The organism is Mesorhizobium sp. P170090 (genome assembly GCF_057786115.1).
This window is the reverse complement of the sequence record NZ_JBYNWH010000001.1, coordinates 1538899-1561931: the sequence shown is the minus strand read 5'-3', so window position 1 is coordinate 1561931 and position 23033 is coordinate 1538899. Positions and strand designations below refer to the sequence as shown.

The 23033-nt window shown below is 62.8% G+C and carries 21 protein-coding genes; 3 read left to right on the top strand and 18 right to left on the bottom strand.

Annotated features, from left to right (window positions below; translation table 11 throughout):
• Positions 1 to 12: 12 nt before the first annotated feature.
• Together fabI and AC3EML_RS07625 are read left to right on the top strand one after the other, a co-directional pair.
• On the top strand, positions 13 to 825 hold the full coding sequence (fabI, locus tag AC3EML_RS07630; protein ID WP_023669564.1) for an enoyl-ACP reductase FabI: 813 nt from the start codon (positions 13 to 15) through the stop codon (positions 823 to 825).
• A 184-nt stretch (positions 826 to 1009) separates the two neighbouring features.
• Positions 1010 to 2563: a putative bifunctional diguanylate cyclase/phosphodiesterase gene (locus AC3EML_RS07625; RefSeq protein WP_352521653.1), complete on the top strand. Its 1554-nt coding sequence runs from the start codon at positions 1010 to 1012 to the stop codon at positions 2561 to 2563.
• Between the two features lie 16 nt (positions 2564 to 2579).
• Here AC3EML_RS07625 and AC3EML_RS07620 read toward each other — a convergent pair whose 3' ends face one another.
• From AC3EML_RS07620 to rimP, 10 genes are all read right to left on the bottom strand, one after another.
• Positions 2580 to 3593: a class I SAM-dependent methyltransferase gene (locus AC3EML_RS07620; protein WP_352521652.1), complete on the bottom strand. Its 1014-nt coding sequence runs from the start codon at positions 3591 to 3593 to the stop codon at positions 2580 to 2582.
• Between the two features lie 85 nt (positions 3594 to 3678).
• Positions 3679 to 5826: a polyribonucleotide nucleotidyltransferase gene (gene pnp / locus AC3EML_RS07615; protein ID WP_023688738.1), complete on the bottom strand. Its 2148-nt coding sequence runs from the start codon at positions 5824 to 5826 to the stop codon at positions 3679 to 3681.
• Between the two features lie 277 nt (positions 5827 to 6103).
• Positions 6104 to 6478 carry a 30S ribosomal protein S15 gene (gene rpsO, locus AC3EML_RS07610; protein WP_280790898.1) on the bottom strand — a complete coding sequence of 125 codons (375 nt, stop codon included), beginning with the start codon at positions 6476 to 6478 and terminating at the stop codon, positions 6104 to 6106.
• 95 nt (positions 6479 to 6573) lie between these two features.
• On the bottom strand, positions 6574 to 7668 hold the full coding sequence (gene corA, locus AC3EML_RS07605) for a magnesium/cobalt transporter CorA (RefSeq protein ID WP_023818823.1): 1095 nt from the start codon (positions 7666 to 7668) through the stop codon (positions 6574 to 6576).
• Positions 7669 to 7712: 44 nt separating this feature from the next.
• Complete coding sequence (gene truB / locus AC3EML_RS07600) at positions 7713 to 8684, bottom strand: tRNA pseudouridine(55) synthase TruB (protein WP_023821531.1); 972 nt, start codon at positions 8682 to 8684, stop codon at positions 7713 to 7715.
• Entirely contained in the window at positions 8684 to 9103 is a 420-nt protein-coding gene (gene rbfA / locus AC3EML_RS07595) for a 30S ribosome-binding factor RbfA (protein WP_023669558.1), read from the bottom strand. The genes truB and rbfA overlap by 1 nt, the downstream gene beginning before the upstream one ends.
• Positions 9104 to 9264: 161 nt before the next feature.
• On the bottom strand, positions 9265 to 11829 hold the full coding sequence (gene infB / locus AC3EML_RS07590) for a translation initiation factor IF-2 (RefSeq protein ID WP_023669557.1): 2565 nt from the start codon (positions 11827 to 11829) through the stop codon (positions 9265 to 9267).
• Entirely contained in the window at positions 11826 to 12476 is a 651-nt protein-coding gene (locus AC3EML_RS07585) for an RNA-binding protein (RefSeq protein WP_023726862.1), read from the bottom strand. The genes infB and AC3EML_RS07585 overlap by 4 nt, the downstream gene beginning before the upstream one ends.
• A gap of 38 nt (positions 12477 to 12514) precedes the next feature.
• Complete coding sequence (gene nusA / locus AC3EML_RS07580) at positions 12515 to 14110, bottom strand: transcription termination factor NusA (protein WP_023669555.1); 1596 nt, start codon at positions 14108 to 14110, stop codon at positions 12515 to 12517.
• A gap of 47 nt (positions 14111 to 14157) precedes the next feature.
• Positions 14158 to 14802, bottom strand: a complete 645-nt coding sequence (gene rimP / locus AC3EML_RS07575; protein WP_023669554.1) for a ribosome maturation factor RimP — start codon at positions 14800 to 14802, stop codon at positions 14158 to 14160.
• Positions 14803 to 15137: 335 nt separating this feature from the next.
• On the opposite strand from rimP, the gene AC3EML_RS07570 reads away from it, so the two are divergent.
• Positions 15138 to 15302: a hypothetical protein gene (locus AC3EML_RS07570; protein ID WP_023669553.1), complete on the top strand. Its 165-nt coding sequence runs from the start codon at positions 15138 to 15140 to the stop codon at positions 15300 to 15302.
• A 42-nt stretch (positions 15303 to 15344) separates the two neighbouring features.
• On the opposite strand, the gene trmB is transcribed toward AC3EML_RS07570, so the two are convergent.
• The 8 genes from trmB to AC3EML_RS07530 all read right to left on the bottom strand — a co-directional run bounded on the left by trmB (position 15345) and on the right by AC3EML_RS07530 (position 23030).
• The gene (trmB, locus tag AC3EML_RS07565; RefSeq protein WP_023823757.1) at positions 15345 to 16046 is read right to left on the bottom strand and encodes a tRNA (guanine(46)-N(7))-methyltransferase TrmB; all 702 of its coding nucleotides are present in this window, start codon (positions 16044 to 16046) and stop codon (positions 15345 to 15347) included.
• Positions 16047 to 16185: 139 nt separating this feature from the next.
• Positions 16186 to 17451 carry a methionine adenosyltransferase gene (gene metK / locus AC3EML_RS07560; protein ID WP_023669551.1) on the bottom strand — a complete coding sequence of 422 codons (1266 nt, stop codon included), beginning with the start codon at positions 17449 to 17451 and terminating at the stop codon, positions 16186 to 16188.
• 221 nt (positions 17452 to 17672) lie between these two features.
• On the bottom strand, positions 17673 to 18092 hold the full coding sequence (locus AC3EML_RS07555; RefSeq protein WP_023669550.1) for a helix-turn-helix domain-containing protein: 420 nt from the start codon (positions 18090 to 18092) through the stop codon (positions 17673 to 17675).
• 137 nt (positions 18093 to 18229) lie between these two features.
• Entirely contained in the window at positions 18230 to 19822 is a 1593-nt protein-coding gene (gene lnt, locus AC3EML_RS07550) for an apolipoprotein N-acyltransferase (protein WP_023816172.1), read from the bottom strand.
• A gap of 77 nt (positions 19823 to 19899) precedes the next feature.
• Positions 19900 to 20370: a VOC family protein gene (locus AC3EML_RS07545; RefSeq protein WP_352521651.1), complete on the bottom strand. Its 471-nt coding sequence runs from the start codon at positions 20368 to 20370 to the stop codon at positions 19900 to 19902.
• Positions 20371 to 20390: 20 nt separating this feature from the next.
• Positions 20391 to 21485, bottom strand: coding sequence for a hemolysin family protein (locus tag AC3EML_RS07540; RefSeq protein ID WP_023682011.1), 1095 nt, complete (start codon positions 21483 to 21485; stop codon positions 20391 to 20393).
• Between the two features lie 28 nt (positions 21486 to 21513).
• The gene (gene ybeY / locus AC3EML_RS07535) at positions 21514 to 22020 is read right to left on the bottom strand and encodes an rRNA maturation RNase YbeY (RefSeq protein ID WP_023669546.1); all 507 of its coding nucleotides are present in this window, start codon (positions 22018 to 22020) and stop codon (positions 21514 to 21516) included.
• A gap of 17 nt (positions 22021 to 22037) precedes the next feature.
• Positions 22038 to 23030, bottom strand: coding sequence for a PhoH family protein (locus AC3EML_RS07530; protein ID WP_027049340.1), 993 nt, complete (start codon positions 23028 to 23030; stop codon positions 22038 to 22040).
• Positions 23031 to 23033 lie beyond the last annotated feature (3 nt).

Genomic DNA, 23033 nt, shown 5'->3' with positions numbered 1-23033 from the left:
GGATTGCCGGCCATGGACGGACTGATGAAGGGCAAGCGCGGGCTTGTCATGGGCGTCGCCAACGATCATTCGATCGCCTGGGGCATCGCCAGGAAATTGTCCGAACACGGGGCGGAGCTTGCCTTCACCTATCAGGGCGACGCATTCGGGCGCCGCGTCAAGCCGCTTGCCGAGAAGCTTGGCGCGTCTCTGGTGGTGCCGTGCGACGTCGAGGACAGCGCATCGGTCGCCGCCACCTTCGAGACGCTCGGCAAGGAATGGGGCGGGCTCGACTTCGTCGTCCACGCCATCGGCTTTTCCGACAAGAACGAGCTCAAAGGGCTCTACGCCGACACCAGCCGCGACAATTTCGTCCGCACCATGGTCATCTCCTGCTACTCCTTCACCGAGGTCGCCCGCCATGCCGCCCCGCTGATGAGCGAAGGCGGCGCGATGATCACGCTGACCTATGCCGGCTCTGTCCGCGTCATGCCGAACTACAACGTCATGGGCGTCGCCAAGGCCGGGCTGGAAGCCAGCGTGCGCTATCTCGCCAACGATTATGGCCCGCGCGGCATCCGGGTGAACGGCATATCGGCGGGACCGGTGCGTACTTTGGCCGGCGCCGGAATCTCGGACGCCCGCCACATGTACTCCTACCAGCAGCGCAACTCGCCGCTGCGCCGCACGGTGACCATCGACGAGGTCGGCGGCTCGGCGCTCTATCTTTTGTCCGACCTCTCGTCAGGCGTCACCGGCGAAATCCATTATGTGGATTCCGGCTATCACATCGTGTCGATGCCAACCCTGGATGAGTTGAAGCAGACCGACAGCGTACGCGATTAACTCACCAGTAAAATTAGATGCATCGGCGGAAACTCATTTTAAGGAGATATCCGCTAGAAGTCCTATGGGCTTGGGCTCTGCGCGTTCTTGCTGGGCGCAAAGGATGCTTTAGCCTTTATGAATTTGCGCTTGATATTTCCCGAAAGTCGAGTTGATTTCGGGATCATGCGACAGGGACTGAGCAATGCCTGCTGTCAGCAACCCGAAGCGAACACCTGTGTTCCGGCTGCTCACCGTCGCCAGTTCGGGCCTTGGCAGTTTCATCCTTGGGCTTTGGGGCCTCCGGCATGGTGTCGGGGACGGCTTTGCCGGCATGCAGGCGGAAACCATGATCGGCGTCGCGTCGGCGCTATGCGCGCTGGCCGCCGCCGGTGCTGCCTTGTCCTTCTTCGCCGGCGTCGATGAATCGGTGGACTACGTTTTCAACGAAACCCATTTCGACAAGCTGACCGGGCTTTTTGCGCGGCCGGCGATGGTCGGCAGGATTGCCGACGCGGCGTCCGCGACGATCAGGACCGGTGAGCCGGTGTTCCTCATCGACATCGACATCGACCGCTTCAAGCAGATCAACGACGCCATCGGCTACAGCCATGGCGACGAACTGATCCGCGGCTTCACCAAGCGGTTGAAGGCCTGCATGCCCGAAGGCGCGGTGATGGGGCGCATCGGCGCCGGCGAGTTCGCTATCCTTGTCTGGGAACACCAACTCCAAAGGTCCATGGAAAGCACCGTCGAAACCATGATCGAGGAGATGCTGAAGCCGTACCAGCTCGATTCTCACCTGCAGTCGGTCGGCCTGTCGGTCGGCATCGTGGCGATGCCAAAGGATGGCGTCGATCCGGTCCTCATCCTGCGCCGCTCCAACCTGGCGCTGCAGAATGCCCGCGCCGGCGGCGTGGGCAACTGGTCGGTCTTCCATTCCGACATGGGCCAGGTCGCCGACTACCGCCACTGGATCGAATCCGAACTGCACATCGCCTTCGTCCGTGGCGATTTCGACCTTCACTACCAGCCGCAGCTCGACCTGCCGACCGGCCGTATCGTCGGCTACGAGGCGCTGATCCGCTGGAAGCACCCGGAACGCGGCATGATCCCGCCGATGGAATTCATTCCGATCGCCGAAGAGACCGGCATGATCCACCCGATCGGCAATTGGGTGCTGAACAAGGCCTGCAGCGATGCCCGTCATTTGCCCGAGGACTGCTTCGTTGCCGTCAACATCTCGCCGGTCCAGTTCAGGACCAAGGATTTCGTCGGTATCGTGCGCGACACGATGGCCAGCACCGGCATCAAGCCGTCGCGGCTGGAGCTCGAAGTGACCGAGACGGCGATGATGCAGGACCGCGACCGCGCCGCCATCATCCTGCAGCAGCTTGCCGACATGGGCATTTCGGTGGCCGTCGACGATTTCGGCACCGGCTATTCCAATCTCAGCTACCTGATCGACTTCGCCTTCGGCAAGCTGAAGATCGACCGCTCCTTCGTCAGCCGCATCGACACCGATTCCAATTCGGGCGCCGTCGTCTCTACCATCGTCGGCCTGTCGCGGGCGCTCGGCGTCGGCATCATCGCCGAAGGCGTCGAGACCGAGAACCAGGCGACGCTTTTGCGAGCAGCTGGTTGCGAGATGGTGCAGGGCTATCTGTTCGGCAGGCCGGCGCCGCTCAAGATCAAGCCTGGCGATATCAGAGCGACCATTCCCGTCCACGAGCCGGCGCGCATCGTCAGCATGCATTGAGGCGACCGGCACCGTCCTATCGGCGCGCGGAGAAAACCTTGAACATGCCGTCGCGGGCGAGTTCGGCATGGCTGGAGAAGACAGCCTTCAGAACCGGTTCGTAAGGCAGCTGACGGTTCGCCACTATGAACAGCCGCCCGCCCGGTTTCAGCGCCTTGCCCGCCGCCTGGATCATGCCGGCGCCGATTTCCGGCTCGGCCGCCCGGCTGCGATGGAAGGGCGGGTTCATGACGATGGCATCATAGCGCCGCTCGACCGGCTCGCTCAGCAGATCGGTCCAGAAGAAGCCGGGCTCGAAGCCTGTCTGGCCGATATTGCCCTTGGCCGCCTCAAGCGCGTCGAAATCCGCTTCGTAAAGGTCGAGCCCCGTTATGCCGGATGAACGTGCCGCGACCTCGGCGGCGACATAGCCCCAGCCGGCGCAGAAATCAGCAATGTTGCCGCGCAGGTCTTTGGGCAGGTTGTCGACCAGAAGTTTCGAGCCGGCGTCGATGCGGTCGAAGGAGAACATGCCCGGCGCGGTGCGGAAGCGGTCCTCTACGACCAAGGCGGGATTGGCGACGCGCAGTTTTTCCGCAGGCGCCAGATCGACCGGACGGCGAAGCCAGAAGGCGATGCCGTGATATTTCGGCAGATGCCCTTCGATCGGAACAAGCTCGTCGATGCGCTTGCGCAGGCTGGCGATGCCTTCGTCCTTGCCGCCGGCGACAATGATCAGACCGCCCGGCGTGATGCGTTCGATCGCCTCGGCAATACGCATCTCGTTTAGCCCACGATGGCGGCCGGCAAGCACGAGCGCTGCATCGAATGCATCGCCTTCCGCGCGCGGCGTTACCTTGTGGCCGGCACGCTCCAGCGCTCGGAGATACGGCCGGAAACCCTGTGCAAGATGGAGCTCTGCCTCGAAGCCTTCCGGCAGGCGAAACCCAGGCTCGGCGCCCAGGAACAGCACACGCTCGCCCTTTTGCGGCAGAGGGAGCGCCCCGGCCTCGAAGGGGTGAAACAGTGTCTTCAGCGGCTCAGCGGCCATTCTTCGATTCTCATGTCGTAGACGGGTCTTAAACGAAAACGGGCGCGACATAAGCCGCGCCCGTTCAACTCTATTGTCAGACCACTCAGGCGGCGTTTTCTTCGCCTTCGGCCTTCTTGTCGCGGGCGATTTCCTTGCCGGTGGCCTGGTCGACGACCTTCATCGACAGGCGGACCTTGCCGCGCTCGTCGAAGCCCATCAGCTTGACCCAGACCTTGTCGCCTTCCTTGACGACGTCCGAGGTCTTGGCGACCCGGTCGTTGGCAAGCTGCGAGATGTGGACGAGGCCGTCACGCGGACCGAAGAAGTTGACGAAAGCGCCGAAGTCGGCGGTCTTGACGACCGTGCCTTCGTAGATTTCGCCGACTTCCGGCTCGGCGACGATGGTATGGATCCACTTCTTGGCCGCCTCGATCTCCTTGGCGTTCGACGAAGCGATCTTGACCGTGCCGTCGTCCTCGATGTTGATCTTGGCGCCGGTCTTCTCGACGATCTCGCGGATAACCTTGCCGCCGGAGCCGATCACGTCGCGGATCTTGTCGGTCGGGATGTGCATGACCTCGATGCGCGGTGCGAACTCACCGAGTTCGGGGCGGGCGCCGGTCAGAGCATGCGCCATCTCGCTGAGGATATGCTGGCGGCCGTCCTTGGCCTGGTCTAGCGCGATCTTCATGATCTCCTCGGTGATGCCCTCAATCTTGATGTCCATCTGCAGCGAGGTGATGCCGCCTTCGGTACCGGCGACCTTGAAGTCCATGTCGCCGAGGTGATCTTCGTCACCCAGGATGTCGGACAGAACCGCGAAGCGCTCGCCTTCCTTGATCAGGCCCATCGCGATACCAGCAACCGGCTTGGCCAGCGGAACGCCGGCATCCATCAGCGCCAGCGATGTGCCGCAGACGGTGGCCATCGACGACGAACCGTTGGACTCGGTGATCTCCGAGACGACGCGCAGCGTGTAGGGGAACTGGTCCGCGCTCGGCAGCATCGGACGGATAGCGCGCCAGGCGAGCTTGCCGTGGCCGATTTCGCGGCGGCCCGGCGAACCCATGCGGCCGGTCTCGCCGACGGAGTAGGGAGGGAAGTTGTAGTGAAGGAGGAACTTCTCCTTGTACATGCCGGTCAGCGAATCGACATACTGCTCGTCCTCGCCGGTGCCCAGCGTGGCAACGACCAGCGCCTGGGTCTCGCCGCGGGTGAACAGCGCCGAACCGTGCGTGCGCGGCAGGACCCCGACTTCCGAGACGATCTTGCGGACAGTCTTGAGGTCACGGCCATCGATGCGCGAACCGGTGTCGAGAATGTTCCAGCGCACGACCTTGGCCTGGAGTTCCTTGAACACCGAACCGATCTGCTCGGAGGTGTACTTGGCGTCTTCGCCTTCGGCCGGAGCGAACGCTGCCTTGACCTTCGCCTTGACGGCGTCGACGGCGGCGTAACGCTTCTGCTTGTCGACGTTCTTGTAGGCATTGCTGAGCTCGTCGCCGACGATCTTCAGCATTTCGGCTTCGAGCGCGGAGTAGTCCGGTGCCGTGAAATCGCGCGGCTCCTTGGCGGCAACTTCGGCCAGCTTGATGATGGCGTCAATCACCGGCTGGAAGCCCCTGTGGCCGAACATGACGGCGCCGAGCATCAGCTCTTCGCCGAGTTCCTTGGCTTCGGACTCGACCATCAGCACGGCGTCGGTGGTGCCGGCGACGATCAGGTCCAGCCTGGATTCCTGCATCTCATCGACATGCGGGTTGAGCACGTATTCGCCGTTGATGTAGCCGACGCGGGCGCCGCCGATCGGGCCCATGAAGGGAACGCCCGACAGCGTCAAAGCGGCCGAGGTGGCAACGATCGACAGGATGTCGGGATCGTTCTCGAGGTCATGCTGGACGACGGTGACCACGATCTGGGTGTCGTTCTTGTAGCCGTCGGCGAAGAGCGGGCGGATCGGGCGGTCGATCAGGCGGGAAACCAGCGTTTCCTTTTCGCTCGGACGTCCCTCGCGCTTGAAGTAGCCGCCCGGGATCTTGCCGGCGGCGTAGGTCTTTTCCTGGTAGTTGACGGTCAGCGGGAAGAAATCGAGGCCTGGCTTCGGCTCCTTCATCGAAACGACAGTGGCGAGAACCTTGGTTTCGCCATAGGTCGCAAGCACCGCGCCGTCAGCCTGACGCGCGATCTTGCCGGTTTCCAGGATGAGCGGACGGCCGCCCCATTCGATTTCCACTTTGTGGTAGTTGAACATATCTTGTCCTTAGTAAGCGGAAAGGGCCGCGCCGTTTCACGGTGCGCGGATGCCCTTTCCCTGGCTTCCTTTCTCGGGCAGCCACGGGCAAGACAACGGGAAGCTCGGGTAGATTCGGCGCTGGTTAGCGCACGAGCGTCCTGCAATCCTGCCCCATGACCGTCCATGGGCGGTTTCGAGTGGCCTCTGCACGCTCGAAACCGGGTCTGGCCAATCGATGCGACTGGCAGAATGCGCGACCGGCGGGCTCTCCTTCGAAAGCCCGCCGGTCAATTCGTCAACGGCGCAGACCGAGCTTCTCGATCAACGTCTGATAGCGCGCGTCATCCTTGCGCTTGAGATAATCAAGCAGGCTGCGGCGCTGGGAGACGAGAGCGAGCAGACCACGGCGGGAATGGTTATCCTTCTTGTGGTCCTTGAAGTGGTCGGTCAGGTTCTTGATGCGCTCGGAAAGGATGGCTACCTGGACTTCCGGAGACCCGGTATCGCCCTTGGCGGTTGCGAATTCACCCATCAATTCCTGTTTGCGCTCGGCAGTAATCGACATCGTGTTTTTCCTTATCTGTTTGAGGAAACGGGTCGCCCTCAGCCGGGATGTCGTCCAGCAGGGGCCAGTGCAAGCAAAGCGACATGGCGCGATGCTGCGGCGCATATAGGGCAATTCCCCGGAAAACACCAGCCCATTCATAAAGCCGGCTTGTCGCAGCCCTTTGCTCGGGAATCCAGGATTCCCCTGACACCGAAACCTTACAGCCACTTCTTGCTTTTGAAGAAGACGATCAGCCCGACAGCAACGGCCAGCATGAACAGCAGCGAAGCCGGGTAGCCATAGTAGGCTTTCAGTTCCGGCATGTTCCACGGCGAGATATCGGGATCGAAATTCATCCCCCAGATACCGACCAGGAAGGTTAGCGGCATGAAAATCACCGAGACGATGGTGAGATAAGAGATCACATCGTTGGTGCGTGCCTGGCTCAGCGACAAATGCATTTCGATCAAGCCGGTCAGCATATCACGCTGGTTCTCGACCAGCTCGATCAGCCGCAATGCGTGGTCGAGCGTGTCGTTGAAGAAGATTTTCGTCTCCGGCTTCACATAGGGCACGTCGTTGCGGATCAGCGTCGCCAGCGCGTCGCGCATCGGCCACAGCACGCCCTTGAGCACATTGGCGTCGCGCCGCAATTCGTGCAGCTGGCGCATCTGATGCTTGTGAGGCGTGTTGAGCATCTCGTCCTCGATGCCATCGACCTCCTCGCTAGCGGCCTCAATCGGCGGGAAATAGCTGTCGACGATGGAGTCGATGAGCGCATAGGCCAGATAGTCGGCGCCGCGCATCCGCAAGCGGTTGGGCAACGCTGCCGCGATGCGCTTGCGTACGGGGTCGAACGGATCGCCTTCGCGCTCCTGGAAGGTGACGACGAATTTCTTGCCGAAGAACACCGCGATCTGCTCATAGCGATGCACCTTGACGTCGTCGATCATGCGCATGACGACGAAGGCGTGGTCCTCGAAGAAGTCGACCTTCGGCCGCTGGCCGGTGTTGACGACATCTTCCAGAGCCAGTGGATGCAGGTTGAAGATCCGGCCGATCTCCTCGATCAGCTGGATGTTGGCGAGACCGGTGCAGTCCAACCAGACGACCGGCCAGTTGTCGCAATGGGTGTTGAGATCGTCGATACTGGCATCGTTGATGGTCTTGAATTTTTCAGGCGAAATCAGCGTCAGCCGCAGCTCGGACCGTCGCGCCGCCGGATCGGCGATCAGCGTGCCAGGCGAGGCGCCAACCGGCGGCCGGCGCGTTGTCACCGGCGCCCGCTTCTTCACCGCCTCAGCCTTTGCCATGTGCCCCTCGGATGTGACGTCGACGTAAGACTAGACGAGAGTGGTCAGCCGGCAAAGACCCGCTTCGGCTTGAACATGCCCTGCTCGATGGCGCCGATGGCGACAAGCTTGCCGCGCGCGGTGGCGCAGGCTTCCTCGGCTTCCACGGGCGCGTCGCGGCCGCGGATGATGACGGGATTGCCAAGGCGGATCTTGGTCGCCGCTTCGTCGCTGATGGCGATCTGGGGCAGGCAGTCGAGCGCGGCGGCCGTGTCGACAAGCAGCGCATCGATGGCGCCAAAGTCGATCGGCGCATCGGCAACATCGGCGTCGCCCTCTCCGTCAGCTTCGCGCTGTTCGCCGAAACGGGCGACTTCCAGTTCGGCGAGGGTGACGAAATCCTCCTGGGTGAACGGCTCGACCTCGACCCGGCGCAATTCGGCGATATGACCGAAGCAGCCGAGGTCGCGGCCCATGTCGCGGGCCAGCGAGCGCACATAGGTGCCCTTGCCGCATTCGACCTCGAACAAAGTGTGGTCGGCAGCGTGCTCGACGATGTCCAGACGGCCGATCTCGATCTCGCGCGCGGGGATGTCGACCGCCTCGCCCCCACGGGCGAGATCGTAGGCGCGTTCGCCTGATATCTTGATGGCCGAGAATTGCGGCGGTGTCTGCATGATGACGCCGGTGTAGTTCGGCAGCAGCGCCCTGACGTCGTTTTCCGCCGGACGGCGGTCGGAACTTTGCGTCACCGGGCCTTCGAGATCGTCGGTCGAACGCTCCTCGCCCCAAGCGACGGTGAACCGGTAGATCTTGGCGCCGTCCTGTACATAAGGCACGGTCTTGGTTGCCTCGCCGAGCGCGATCGGCAGCATGCCAGAGGCCAGCGGGTCGAGTGTGCCGGCATGGCCGGCCTTTTCGGCCTGGAAAAGCCATTTGATCTTGGAGACGGCTTCGGTCGAACCCATGCCAACCGGCTTGTCCAGCACCACCCAGCCGGAGATCGGCCGGCCCTTCTTCTTGCCGCGGCGCCCCACTATTTCTCGTCCTTGTCGTTGTCTTCGCCATCGGCACCCAAGTCTCGCGCGACTTCGGGCGATTTCAGCAAATCGTTGATCCTGGCGAAATTGTCGAAGGACGTATCGAGCTTGAAGCGGAACTCCGGCATGAACTTCATCTGGCGGAGCGCGCCGGAGACGCGGCCACGGACGAACTTCGCATGCTTGTTGAGCGCGTCGATGACCGCACCCGTGTCCTTGGCGCCGAGCGGCGAAACGAAGGCCGTTGCGACCCTCAGATCAGTCGACATGCGCACTTCCGAGACCGAAACCACGGTGTTCTCGATCAGCGGGTCGATAATCTCGCCGCGCTGCAAGGTTTCCGACAGCGCATGGCGCACCTGTTCGGCGACGCGAAGCATGCGCTGGGATGGGCTGGAGGCGGTTGGACGGGGCATTTTTCTCAATCCGGAAAGCGTGAGGCGCGGGATGGGACCGTGCCGCATGTCTCATACTTGTTTCTATGCATGTCGTTTATCCCGCACTTTTGGGCGACAGGCATTAAAGTTAGGGCGGCGGTCTTTCGACCACCGCCCGGTCGTATCGACAGTATACGAACTCAGAGCGTCCGGGTCACCATCTCGACGCGGAAGCACTCGATGATGTCGCCAACGCGCATGTCCTCGTAGTTCTGGAAGGCCATGCCGCACTCCTGGCCGCCCGGAACTTCCGCGACTTCGTCCTTGAAGCGCTTGAGGGTCTTCAGCGTGCCTTCATGGATGACGACGTTGTCGCGGATCAGGCGCACGCCCGCTCCACGCTCGACCTTGCCTTCGGTGACACGGCAGCCGGCGATCTTGCCGACCTTGGTGATGTCGAAGATCTCGAGGATCTCGGCATTGCCGATGAAGGTCTCGCGGCGTTCCGGCGACAGCAAGCCGGAAAGTGCTGCCTTCACATCGTCGACGAGGTTGTAGATGATCGAGTAGTAGCGGATTTCGATGCCCGCGGCCGCCGCGGCCGCACGTGCCTGCACGTTGGCACGGACGTTGAAGCCGATGATCGCGGCCCCCGAGGTCTCCGCCAGCGACACGTCGCTTTCGGTGATGGCGCCGGCGCCGGCATGAACGATGCGCGCACGCACCTCGTCGGTGCCAAGCTTGTCGAGAGCGGCGTTGATCGCCTCGATCGAACCCTGCACGTCGCCCTTGATGACCAGCGGGAATTCCTTCAACCCGCTCGTCTGCAGCTGCGACATCATCTGTTCGAGCGAGCCGCGCTGGCCGGCATGGCGAGCCACTGCCTTCTCGCGCGCCAGACGCTGGCGATATTCGGTGATCTCGCGGGCGCGGGCCTCGTTGTTGACGACAGCGAAGCGGTCGCCGGCTTGCGGCGTGCCCTGCAGGCCAAGCACCTCGACCGGCATTGCCGGCGGCGCCTCCTTGATCTGCTCGCCACGGTCGTTGACCAGCGCGCGCACCCGGCCCCATTCGTTGCCGGCGACGAGGATGTCGCCCGGCATCAAAGTGCCGGTCTGCACCAGTACGGTGGCGACGGGGCCACGGCCCTTGTCGAGCTGGGCTTCGATGACCACGCCCTCGGCGGTACGGTCCGGATTGGCCTTGAGGTCGAGGATTTCGGCCTGCAGCAGGATCGCCTCGAGCAGCTTGTCGAGGTTGGTGCCCTTGGTCGCCGACACTTCGACGTCCAGCACTTCACCGCCCATCGATTCGACGAACACCTCATGGCGCAGCAGTTCCGACCGCACCTTCTGCGGATCGGCATCATGCTTGTCGATCTTGTTGATCGCCACGATGATCGGAACGCCGGCCGCCTTGGCATGGCTGATCGATTCGATGGTCTGCGGCATGACGCTGTCGTCGGCCGCCACCACCAGGATAGCGATGTCGGTCGCCTGAGCGCCGCGGGCGCGCATCGCCGTGAAGGCGGCGTGACCGGGCGTGTCGATGAAGGTGATCTTCTGACCGTTCTTCTCGACCTGGTAGGCGCCGATATGCTGGGTGATGCCGCCGGCTTCGCCGGAGACGACATTGGCATTGCGGATGGCGTCGAGCAGCGAGGTCTTGCCGTGGTCGACATGGCCCATGATGGTCACGACAGGCGGCCGCGACACCAGGTCCTCGGCATTGTCGGCAATGTTGAACAGGCCTTCCTCGATGTCGGACTCGGCGACGCGGCGGACCGTGTGGCCGAATTCGGTGGCGACCAGCTCGGCCGTGTCGGCGTCGATGATGTCGCCCGGCTTCAGGATCTGGCCCTGCTTCATGAAGTACTTGACCACATCGACAGCGCGCTCGGACATGCGCTGCGCCAGTTCCTGGATGGTGATGGTTTCAGGCAGGATCACTTCGCGCATAACCTTCTCGCGCGGCTCATTATGCATCGCGCGCTTGAATTTTTCCTGGCGGCGACGCATCGACGACAGCGAGCGGGCGCGCGCGTCCTCGTCGGAAAGCGCCGTGTTGAGGGTCAGCTTGCCGCGACGACGGTCTTCCTCGGCCTTGGTCGGCTTGGCCGGGCGCGCCACTTCGGGCGTAACCGGACGGCGTACCGGGGCGCCGGCGGCGGTGCGCTTCGGCTTGACCTCTTCCTCGTCGTCCGATGCCACAAGCTCGGCAGCCTGCGGCGCGCGGCGGCGCGCTTCTTCCTCGGCGCGGCGGCGGGACTCGGCCTCGGTCTGCAGGCGGGCTTCTTCCTCGGCCTGACGGCGCGCGGATTCCTCGCGCTCGCGCTTGCGGCGTTCCTCATCCTCGTTGCGGCGCTTGGCCTCTTCGATGGCGCGTTGGCGGTCCTCGACGTCGCGAACCTTGGAGCCTTCGAGCGCCCTGCGGCGCGCTTCCATTTCATTGCGCGACAGTTCGTTCAGCACCATGCCGCCGCGTTCGGCCGGCGGCGGCGGAGGCGGCGCCTTAGGCGCTTCCTGCACGACGGGGGCTGCCACTACCGCGGGCTTGGGCGTAAATACGGGTGCAGCCACCGGCTCCGGCTTGTCGCCGGGCATGGAGAATTTGCGCTTCTTGATCTCGACCTGGACCTGCTTGGTGCGGCCATGCGAGAAATTCTGTCGCACGACGCTCTGCTCTGTACCGGGGCGCTTCAGCGTCAAGGTCTTCTTCGGTGTAACACTCAACGTCTTATCGTCGCCCGATTTCGTATCGCTCATTCCATATCCTCTGCAGCATCATCTTCGTCAGCAACGGCCGCAAGCATTGCCAGATCGTCGGGGGTTCCGCCCCGATATCGGTCGAGCGCAACCATGCGCCTCTCAACCGCCTTGCCCGCGTCTCCCGCGAGAACGGCAGCATGTATCACATTTGTACCCCCCAATGCCAAGCTCAACTCGGCCTCGGAGAAAAGTTTGTAGGCAAGGACTGCCGGCCCGCCGAGGTGGACAGTTGCCCGCCGCGCCTGACTGATCTTGCGCACGCCATCGTCGGATGCCTCGGTCGCGTGGAGCACGAAAAGCGCCGACCCCGAGCGCACCGCGCTCTCGACCTTGGTTGCGCCGAGTGCGATCGAGCCAGCCTTGCGGGCAAGGCCAAGCATACCCAAAGCGGATCGTGCAAGCAGTCCGTCGACCATGCCGCCGAGATCGGGCGGCACGACGACCTGCGCCTTGAAGGCGCGGGCAAACAGGTTCTTCGCCGCCGCCTTGTCGATATGTAGGCGGTCGGCGCTCACCCAACAACCACGGCCGGGCAGATTTCTCTTCAGGTCAGGAACGACGGCCGAATCCGGGCCGACGACGAAACGGATCAGCTCATCCGGCTCGGCTTGCTTGCGCGTGACGATGCAGGTGCGATCGTTCATCTCGTCCTGGGGCGGGTTGTGTGCGATGCGGTTTCACCTCACGCACCAACGGCTTCGTCAGCCGGGACCTGTTCGGCTGCAAGCTCGTCTTCGGTGATCCAGCCGGCCTTGAGGCGGGCTGCCAGAACCATCTGCTCGGCGTCGGCGCGCGACACGCCGTGATTGGCGAGCACACCCGGGAATACCTTGGTCTCGCCGTCCTTGCGTTCCTTCCAGCCGGTCAGGTCGTCGGCGGCATAGCCGGCGAAATCCTCGATCGTCTTCACGCCATCCTCGCCGAGCGTCACCATCATGGCGGTGGTGACGCCAGGGATCTCGCGCAGTTCGTCGGTGACGCCCAGCGCCTTGCGCTTGTCGTCATGCTCGGCTTCGATCTTCTCCAGATATTCGCGGGCGCGGGTCTGGATCTCCGAAGCGGTGTCTTCGTCGAAACCGTCGATCGAGGCGATCTCGCCCGAATCGACGTAGGCAACTTCCTCGACGCTGGTGAAGCCTTCGGAGGCCAACACCTGGCCGACCATCTCGTCGACATCAAGGGCTTCCATGAACAGCGACGAGCGTTCGACGAATTCCTTCTGGCGGCGCTCAGACTCCTCGGCCTCGGTCAGGATGTCGATGTCCCAGCCGGTGAGCTGCGAGGCAAGACGCACGTTCTGGCCACGACGACCGATGGCAAGCGACAGCTGGTCATCGGGAACCACCACTTCGATGCGCTCGGCATCCTCGTCGAGCACGACCTTGGCGACTTCCGCCGGCTGCAGCGCGTTGACGATGAAGGAGGCAGCCGAAGGCGACCACGGGATGATGTCGATCTTTTCGCCCTGCAATTCGCCGACCACGGCCTGGACGCGGCTGCCGCGCATACCGACGCAGGCGCCGACCGGATCGATCGACGAGTCACGCGAAATGACGGCGATCTTAGCGCGCGAGCCTGGGTCGCGGGCGACCGACTTGATCTCGATGATGCCGTCATAGATTTCCGGCACTTCCATGGTGAAGAGCTTGGCCATGAACTGCGGATGGGTGCGCGACAGGAATATCTGCGGGCCGCGCTGTTCGCGGCGCACGTCGTAGACATAGGCGCGGACGCGGTCGCCGTACTTGTAGTTTTCACGCGGGATCAGCTCGTCGCGGCGGATAATCGCCTCGCCACGGCCGAGATCGACGATGACGTTGCCATATTCGACGCGCTTGACGGTGCCGTTGACGATCTCGCCGATGCGGTCCTTGTATTCGTCATACTGGCGGTCGCGCTCGGCCTCGCGCACTTTCTGCACGATGACCTGCTTGGCTGACTGGGCGGCGATGCGGCCGAAATCCATTGGCGGCAGCTGTTCGGCGATGAAGTCGCCAAGCTGGGCGTCCGGATTGCGCTCGCGGGCCGAGGAAATGGCGATCTGGGTGGCGTAGTCGTCGACCTTCTCGACCACTTCCATCAGCCGCTGCAGCTTCATCTCGCCGGTGTTGGCGTTGATGTCGGCGCGGATGTTGGTTTCCTGGCCGTAGCGCGAGCGCGCGGCCTTCTGGATCGCATCAGCCATGGCGGCAATGACGATCGACTTGTCGATCGACTTTTCACGCGCCACCGCGTCGGCGATCTGCAGCAGTTCAAGTCTGTTGGCGCTTACAACCATCTTATTACTCCCGAGCTTGTTGCCGAGCTTTTAGGCCCGGCCGCTCATCATAGTTCCTGTTCGATTTCGTCTTCCGCGCCGCCTTCAGCACCTTCGGGTGCATCATCAGCTTCGCCGCGGCGTTTCTTGGCTTCCTTGCGTTCCCGGTTGTCCTTCGAAAGGGCATCGCGAATAAGGTCGTCGGTGAGGATCAGCCGCACATCGGCGATCGCGTCATAAGGAATGCGAACCGTCGGCTCTTCGCCGTAGGCGGCCTTGTCGCGCTCGAGCAGCATGTCGTCTTCGCCGGCTTCGGCGATCTTGCCCTTGAAGCGCTTGCGGTCGGCGACCGGCACCGAGGTTTCCATCTTCACCAGATGGCCGGTCCAGGTGACGAAATCCGACTTGCGTACCAGCGGCCGGTCGATGCCCGGCGACGACACTTCGAGATGATAGGCCTTCTCGATCGGGTCATCGACGTCGAGCGCCGGCGACACAGCGCGGCTGACCTCTTCGCAATCCTCGACGGTCATGGTGCCGTCCTCGCGTTCGGCCATGATCTGCAGCGTCAGGCCGTTCTGGCCCGACAGATGCACCCGCACGAGACGGAAGCCAATGCCTCGCAACACCGGCTGAACGATCAGCGCGATGCGCGCATCGATACCGCTTTCGCGGATGATGCGGTCGTCGGCTTCGCTTGCCGTTGCAGTCATGCGTTTCCTGTCGTTCTATGGGTCAGGATGATCGTCGTCCCGAACCATCTCTTTGCTGATGGCTGACCGGCAGGTAATAAAAAAGAGCGGGACCGGGTGGACCCACTCTTCGTCATACCGACCAAGAATTTGAGGCTGATATAGACGATCCCGGCCAGTGTTTCAAGTCTGTTGAGGGGCCGGGCAGAGTGCAGCCGGCGACGGCTGGCAGGATTGCGCGGGGCGCATGCCGGCTATGCGGTAACGGCCCTGTGATCCCGGATGTCACATCGCTATCTATGGCGCACTGCACAAATCAAAGATGAGCGCGCGGTGGCGCGCGAAAGGTCAAGACAATGAGCAACCGTACCGTGTTTTCCGCCATAGGCGACGCCTTTGCCCTGTTCGGCAGCGCCGTTGCCGCCTCGCGGGCCGTCGAAGCCGGCCGCAAGCCGCGCGCCAACGATCTGCGCCGGCTTGGCATGGACCCGACCGCTTTCGGCAAGATCGGCCGTTTCTGAAGCCAGACCGGCTGTCGATGCGGGACACTTTCCCGCATCGAACTATTTTCTGATGAAGGTGAGATAGGCCGGCCGTCGGCCCTCGCGAATGGCTTTCGCCTCGTAGCGTGTGCCCGGCCAGCCTTCATAGGGCCGATGCCAGTCGGCCCCATCTTGCGCCTGCCAGAGGAGCGCGCCATGCGCCCGGCAGTGCAACAAGGTCCAGTTCACATAGGTGTCGATGTCGGATGCGAAGCGGAATTTTCCGCCCGGCTTCAGCACGCGCGCGAACCGATCGAGGTTGAGCGGGCTGACAAAACGCCGCTTCCAGTGCTTTTTCTTCGGCCAGGGATCGGGGTAGAGCAGGTCGATGCCGTCGAGCGACGCCTGCGGCAACCAATCGAGCAGGCGCGTGGCGTCGTCGTCATAAACGCGAAGATTGGCAAGCGGCTTTTCCCGCACCGCCATCATCAGCTTGGCCATGCCGTTGACGAACGGCTCGACACCGATGAAGCCGGTCGCCGGTGCCTCCGTGGCACGGTGCAGCAGATGCTCACCGCCGCCGAAGCCGATTTCCAGCCGAACCGTTGAAACATCCGCTGAGAATAGCGCGCGCAATTCTGCCGGTGCCTGGACGGAGAGGTCGAGGCCATAGGCCCCAAGACCGCTTTCCAGCGCCGCCGCCTGCTGCGGGCGAATGGTCTTGCCGTGCCGGCGGCCGAAGAACCCTTCGGTCGCCCGGCTCCGCCTGTCCTGTGGATCCATGGCCTGGTCGCGCGCCGCGCTTAGATTGAGATGAGATTTGGGATTGAGATGAGATTTGGCTGAAATCTCATCTCAATCTAATCCTTTGTTGGAGCATGATCTTTTCCAAAAAACCGGTACCCACTTTTTGGAATCATGCCTAAGCAGCGATCGCGTCCTTGAGCGCCTTGGCCAGATCGGTCTTTTCCCAGGAGAAGGACCCGTCTCGGCCGGCCTTGCGGCCGAAATGGCCGTAGGACGAGGTCTTTGCGTAGATCGGCTTGTTGAGGTCGAGATGCCTGCGGATGCCGGATGGCGACAAATCCATCACCGTGCGCAGCGCTTCCTCGAGCTTGGCCTCGTCGACCTTGCCGGTGCCGTGCAGGTCGACATAGACCGACAGCGGCTGAGCAACGCCGATGGCGTAGGACAGCTGGATGGTGCAGCGGTCGGCGAGCTTGGCCGCCACCACATTTTTGGCGAGATAGCGCGCCGCGTAGGCGGCGGAGCGGTCGACCTTGGTGGTGTCCTTGCCGGAGAAGGCGCCGCCGCCGTGCGGGGCAGCACCACCGTAGGTGTCGACGATGATCTTGCGGCCGGTCAGGCCGGCGTCGCCGTCCGGCCCACCGATGACGAACTTGCCGGTCGGGTTGATGTACCACATGCAATCGTCGGCGATCTTGAGGTCGCCGAGCGCCTCACGGATGTAAGGCTCAACGACCTTGCGGACCTTCTTGGAATCCCAGGTCGCGTCGAGATGCTGCGTCGATAGCACGATCTGAGTCGCTTCGGCGGCCTTGCCATCGACATAGCGAACGGTGACCTGGCTCTTGGCGTCAGGCCCGAGCTTGCCGGCTTCGCCGTTGTTTTCGTGACGGGCAGCGGCGAGCAGTTCGAGAATCTTGTGGCTGTAATAGATCGGCGCCGGCATCAGGTCCGGGGTCTCGCGGCATGCATAGCCGAACATGATGCCCTGGTCGCCGGCACCCTCTTCGCCCTGGCGGTCGGCGGCGTTGTCGACTCCCTGGCCGATGTCGGGCGACTGGCCGTGCAGCAGAACCTCGATCTTTGCCGTCTTCCAGTGGAAGCCGGCCTGCTCGTAGCCGATTTCGCGGATCGCCTTGCGGGCGACCGACTTGAACTTGGCCGGGTTGACGACCGAATGCCCGGCGGCGTCCTTGAGGATGTTGCCGGCTTTGTCCCGCTTCAGCAGAGTATCGGGAACCCTTACTTCGCCGGCGATGACGACGCGGTTGGTGGTTGCGAGCGTCTCGCAGGCGACGCGGACTTTCCATGGGTCCATGCCGGTCTTCTTGGCCTCGCGATAGACCAGATCTACGATCTCGTCCGAGATGCGGTCACAGACTTTATCGGGATGACCCTCGGCCACGGATTCCGAGGTGAAGAAGTAGTTCTGCCGCGTCACGGGTGTCCCCTCTTGAAAAAACGATCGGCAGGGCTGCCGATTTTGGCGCGCCACGTGTTAACGGTGCCGGGCGCCGCTCGTCAAGCGGTGCCGCGGTTCTGGCATGAGTGCCGCAGCAATATATCTTGTACCACCGGCGGCTTGGCGCCGCCGGCAGTCGAGCCTCTGGGCTACTCGGGCCCAGGGGATTACTGGGCCAATGGGTCAATCGACCCACCGAATCACTCGGCATCTTCGGCAGAAAGGGACTTCACAAGGTCGATAATCCGGCGGCGCACCTTCACATCCGCGATCTTGACGAACGCGCGGTTGAGCTGAAGCCCTTCCGGACTGCCGCAGAATTCGACGGCGAAAGCCATCGAAGTGTCCTCGGCAAATCCTCTATTACCCACCGGCTCCTGCCCTGGCGCATCCTCGAAAAAGAAGGCGACAGGCACGCTGAGTATCGAGGCTATTGCCTGCAGACGGCTGGCGCCGACGCGGTTCGTTCCTTTTTCATATTTTTGGATCTGCTGAAACGTAATACCGAGATTTTCACCAAGCTTTTCCTGGCTCATTCCAAGCATATTGCGCCGAAGGCGGACGCGACTTCCGACATGGATGTCGATCGGATTCGGTTTCTTCTTGTTTTCTTCTGTCATTTTTTCCTCGCCGAATTTTTCCGGCCTTTTCTATTTTTCTCGCCCAAACGAAGCCGGAGCCAACTGCCCCAACAGAAACACCAACCGACTTCGAGAAAATTAGGCGGTAACAGTATGAGTTTCTAATGTGTCGACTGTCAATTCACCCGTAGCCGTTGCCTTACGTTCAAGCTGAGGGCGATTGCGGCAAACACCAACATGATCAGCATTCCGTTAATGCGCCGCCCCGCGGCGGAGATGAAGGCTTGGCCGGAGATCGGCACCCGCACGTCGATGGCGCCACGTGCATCGACCGCCAATGCGTCGACGATGCGTCCCCGCGTATCGACAACGGCGGAAATGCCGTTGTTGGCGGCGCGCAACAGCGGCAATCCGTTTTCCACCGCGCGAATCTGAGCCTGCCTGAAATGCTGGTACGGCCCGGGCGTGTCGCCGAACCATGCGTCGTTGGTGACGTTCACAATAAGCTGGGATGACGTTGCGTCAACAGCCACAAGATCAGGAAAGATCACCTCGTAGCAAATAAACGGCAAGGCGCTGATGCCGCCGGGCAAAGCGATCGGATGGCGTTCGTTGCCGGCGGCGAAATTCATCGGCCCGGCGACGAGTTGTCCGATGCCGAAGCGGCTGAGCAGACCGGAAAACGGCAGATACTCGCCGAACGGCACCAGATGGACCTTGTCGACGGCATCAGCGATTTCGCCCTTGTCATCGATCGCCACCACCGAATTGTAGTAGCGGCTGTCGGCATCCGCCCCCGATCCGCGCTCCTCGCGCACGACGCCGGCAATCAGCATCTGACCAGGCTGCAGCATGTCGCCGAGCGCGGTCAGCGCGTCCGGACGCTCGGTGAACAGGAAGGGTACCGAGGTCTCCGGCCACAGGATAAGTTGCGGTTTGTCATGACCGGGATCGGGCGCTGCGGCCGACAGGCCCATCATCGTGGCGAAGATGCGGTCGCGCACCGAGGCGTCCCATTTTTCGCTGAGGTCGACATCCGGTTGCACGATACGGACATCGAGAGTGCGGGTTGTCGGCTTGTCGGGGGTCGCGAGCCTGACATAGCCGAAGCCGGCATGGGCGGCGACGAGAATGGCAAGCAGGACCACACCGAGACGGACATGCCGGCGTGCTGCAAGCAAGGCCGGCATGGCGAAGACAAAGACCGCCAGCGCGTTCATGCCGACCATGCCGGTCACCGACACGCTTTGCATCAACAGCGGCACGGGCATCGCCGCATAACCGACGGCATTCCAGGGAAAGCCGGTGAACAGGAAGCCGCGCAGCCATTCCGTCAGGCCAAAAGCAAAGGCAAGGGCGGCAATGCGGCCAATGTCGTTGGTCCATAACAGCCGCGCGACGACGGTGGCGAAGCCGTAGAAAAATGCCAGCGCCAAAGGAATGCCTACGACCGCGAAGGGTAAGGCCCAGGCGAAACTGTCGGCCTCGACCAGAAGCGCCTCGCCGATCCACCATAGGCCGGCGAGGAAATAGCCGAAGCCGAACCACCAGCCGATGGCAAAAGCCGGCCGCAGGCGCCTGAGCCAGCCGTCGGAAGCCTCGCCGGTGGCGCCGTCGAGCAGCCAGACCAGCAGTGGAAACGAGACGAAACAGACGGCGAAGAAATCGTAAGGCGCCTGGGCGAGCACCGCCAGCGCCCCGGCAAGAAACGCCACCAGCGCGCGCCGCCAGCCCCAAAGCAGAATTATCCGGCCGGCAAGGCGCTCCATACAGACTTCCCAGGTCGCGCGAATCAAGAGCCAAGATTTATCAGATTTATTGAAACGCGAACCGGCCGATCGCTGCGCTATCGGTGCCATCCCTCGATGGTTAGCCCGCTCAGTTGCTCGGCCTCCTCGCGCGGCACGGTGCGCAAGGTCTGGGAGAAGGTCCAGACATGGCCTTCGGGGTCGCGCGCCCGATACTGCCGTTCGCCGTAGAAATGGGCGGCAGGCTCCTCGACGATTTGGGCTCCAGCCGCCATTGCCCGCTCACAATGCACGTCCAGGCCGTCTTTCAGATGCACACAGACCGACTGAGTGTTCTTGCCGCCGACGCTTACCGGACTGGCAATATGATCGGCCCATTCGGAATCGACGATGATGTAGCCGTCGCCAAAACGCATTTCGGCATGGACCAGCCGTCCGTCGGCGTCGCTGACCACCATGCTCGGCTCGAAGCCGAAGGCCGTTTCGAGCCATTTCAATGCGGCTCGCGGGTCCTTGTAGAACACACCCGAGCCAAAGGTTGAGTGCTTGAAGGGATCGTCGATCGTCATCGGCCGGGCGACGTTCTGTCCTAGGCCTGCTCGGTGCGGGGGGCGGTCACGCGGCGGCGACGCTCGCCCTTCTGGTTCTGGACGATGCGCACCCGCTTGACGCGGCGCGGATCGGCGTCGAGCACGTGGAATTCGAAGCCGGGGATGGCTTGCACAACCTCACCACGCGCGGGCACGCGGCCCAGCGTGTTGAAGATCATGCCGCCGATCGTGTCGACATATTCACCATGCTCACCGGCGGTAAAGTCCTCGCCGATCATCTTGGCGACCTCGTCGATCTCGGCCTTGCCGTCGACGACGAACACGCCCTCGCCGGTCTGGGTGATCAGCGGCTCGTCCTCGTCATGCTCGTCCTCGATATCGCCGACGACCATCTCGACGATGTCTTCCAGCGAGGCGAGACCATCGGTGCCGCCATATTCGTCGATGACCAGCGCCATCTGGGTTCGCGTCGTCTGCATATGGCCCATCAGGTCGGAGGCAAGCATCGAGGGCGGCACGAAAAGCACCGGGCGGATTAGATTGAGGTCGCCGATGGTGCGGCCGAGATCGACCTGGGCGAGGTCGAGAAGCGTCGTTGCCGGCGTCTTCCTGGATGTTCTGCCCTTCTTGACCCGGGCGACCTTGGTGATGTGGGCCAGCACGTCGCGGATGTGAACCATGCCGCGCGGATCGTCGAGCGTCTCGGAATAGACCGGCATGCGGGAATGGCCGGACTGCTCGAACAGACCGAGCAGATCGCCCAACGTCGTGGTGATCTCGACGGCCTCAATATCGGCGCGCGGCACCATGACGTCCTCGACGCGTACCTCGCGCAGGCGCAATATGTTGTTGAGCATGGCGCGTTCGCCGGGCGAGAAAGACCCGGCATCGCTGGTCGTTTCGGCAAGCGCGCCGGCGATTTCCTCGCGCAGGCTGGTGCCGTTCCGCTGCCTGAAAAGGCCCAAGACGCGGTCGAACAGGGACGGACCGGCAGGCGATGGCTCGCTGGCAATGCTACCAGAAGCGGGGCTGCCGGAACTGGGACTCGGACTCGATCCCTCTTCCGTCGTATCGGAAGGCTTTGTCGCACTGCCAGCCTCGGGGCGGGCGGCAGTTTCTGGTTTGTCGTTCATCGTCGTCCGGTCAATTGGTCTTTTGTCATTACGTGTAGGGATCGGGAATGGCAAGCCTTGCGAGCGCTGAGCGCTCGATGGCTTCCATCTCATCGGCCTCTGCATCGGTCTCGTGATCGTAGCCCAGCAAATGCAGCAGGCCGTGGATGACGAGATGGGTGATATGGTTCTCGAAGGGCTTGTCTTCCAGGGCTGCTTCGCGCGCCACCGTCTCGGCGGCCAGCACGATGTCACCCAGCATGGGCGGCAGCTTGCCACCCCTGGGGAACGGAAAAACAGGGAAAGACAAGACGTTGGTCGCCTTGTCCTTGCCGCGCCAGCCGGCATTGAGGGTACGGATATGGGCATCGTCGGAAAAGACGATGCTGAGTTCGGAAGGACCGGCAGCAGCGGTTTCGGCAAAGGCAGCCGACACGGCGCGATCGACCAGACGCGTCAGCGCCGCCTCATCGGGCCAGTCGCCGGCCTCGACCGACATATCGATCTCGACGGGAACCGAACTATCCCCGCCGCCAGGTCTTATGTCTTCAGGCATGAGCCCGCATCGTCACATCAGCTCTCGGCGCCGAGGCCGCGCGCCAGCTTGGCGTCGCGGTCATAGGCCCTGACGATTTCGGCCACCAGCGGGTGGCGCACAACGTCGACATCGTTGAAGCGCACGGTTACCGCGCCCGCCACGCCGTCAAGGACACGCAAGGCTTCGACGAGGCCCGACTTGGTGCTTGGAGGCAGATCGATCTGCGTCGGATCGCCGGTGACGATCATGCGCGAATTCTCGCCGAGGCGGGTCAAAAACATCTTCATCTGCATCGGCGTGGTGTTCTGCGCCTCGTCGAGGATGACGGCGGCATGCGCCAGCGTGCGGCCGCGCATGAAGGCCAGCGGCGCGATCTCGATGACCTCGGCGGCAATGGCGCGCTCGACCTTGTCGGCCGGCATCATGTCGTAAAGCGCGTCATAGAGCGGCCGCAGGTACGGATCGACCTTTTCCTTCATATCGCCGGGCAGAAAACCCAGCCGCTCGCCGGCCTCGACCGCCGGCCGTGACAGGATGATGCGCTCGACCATGCCGCGTTCGAGCAGCATCGCCGCATGCGCCACCGCCAGATAGGTCTTGCCGGTGCCGGCGGGGCCAATGCCGAAGACAAGTTCCGAACGCTCCAGTGCCCGCATATAGGCGTCCTGATTGAGCGAACGGGCATAGATCGTCTTCTTGCGGGTGGAGATCTGGGCGGCCGAGACTTTGCCCTTGCGTTCCAGCGTCGGCAGCGTCAGCTGGTCGTCGGCGGCAATCGCCATGCGCACGGCGCCATCAACGTCGGACTGGCCGATATCGGTGCCCTTCTGGAGAATGCCGTAGAGATTGTCGAGCGCGCGGCGCGCCTGCTCGGCCGCCGAGGCCGAGCCCTTGATGGTCAGCTGGTTGCCGCGCGAGCGGATGTCGACGCCGAGCTTCTGCTCAAGCCGGGCCAAATTCTCGTCGAACTGACCGTACAGGGCGCTGGCAAGCTTGTTGTTGTCGAAAGTCAGAACGATGTGCGCCATGTC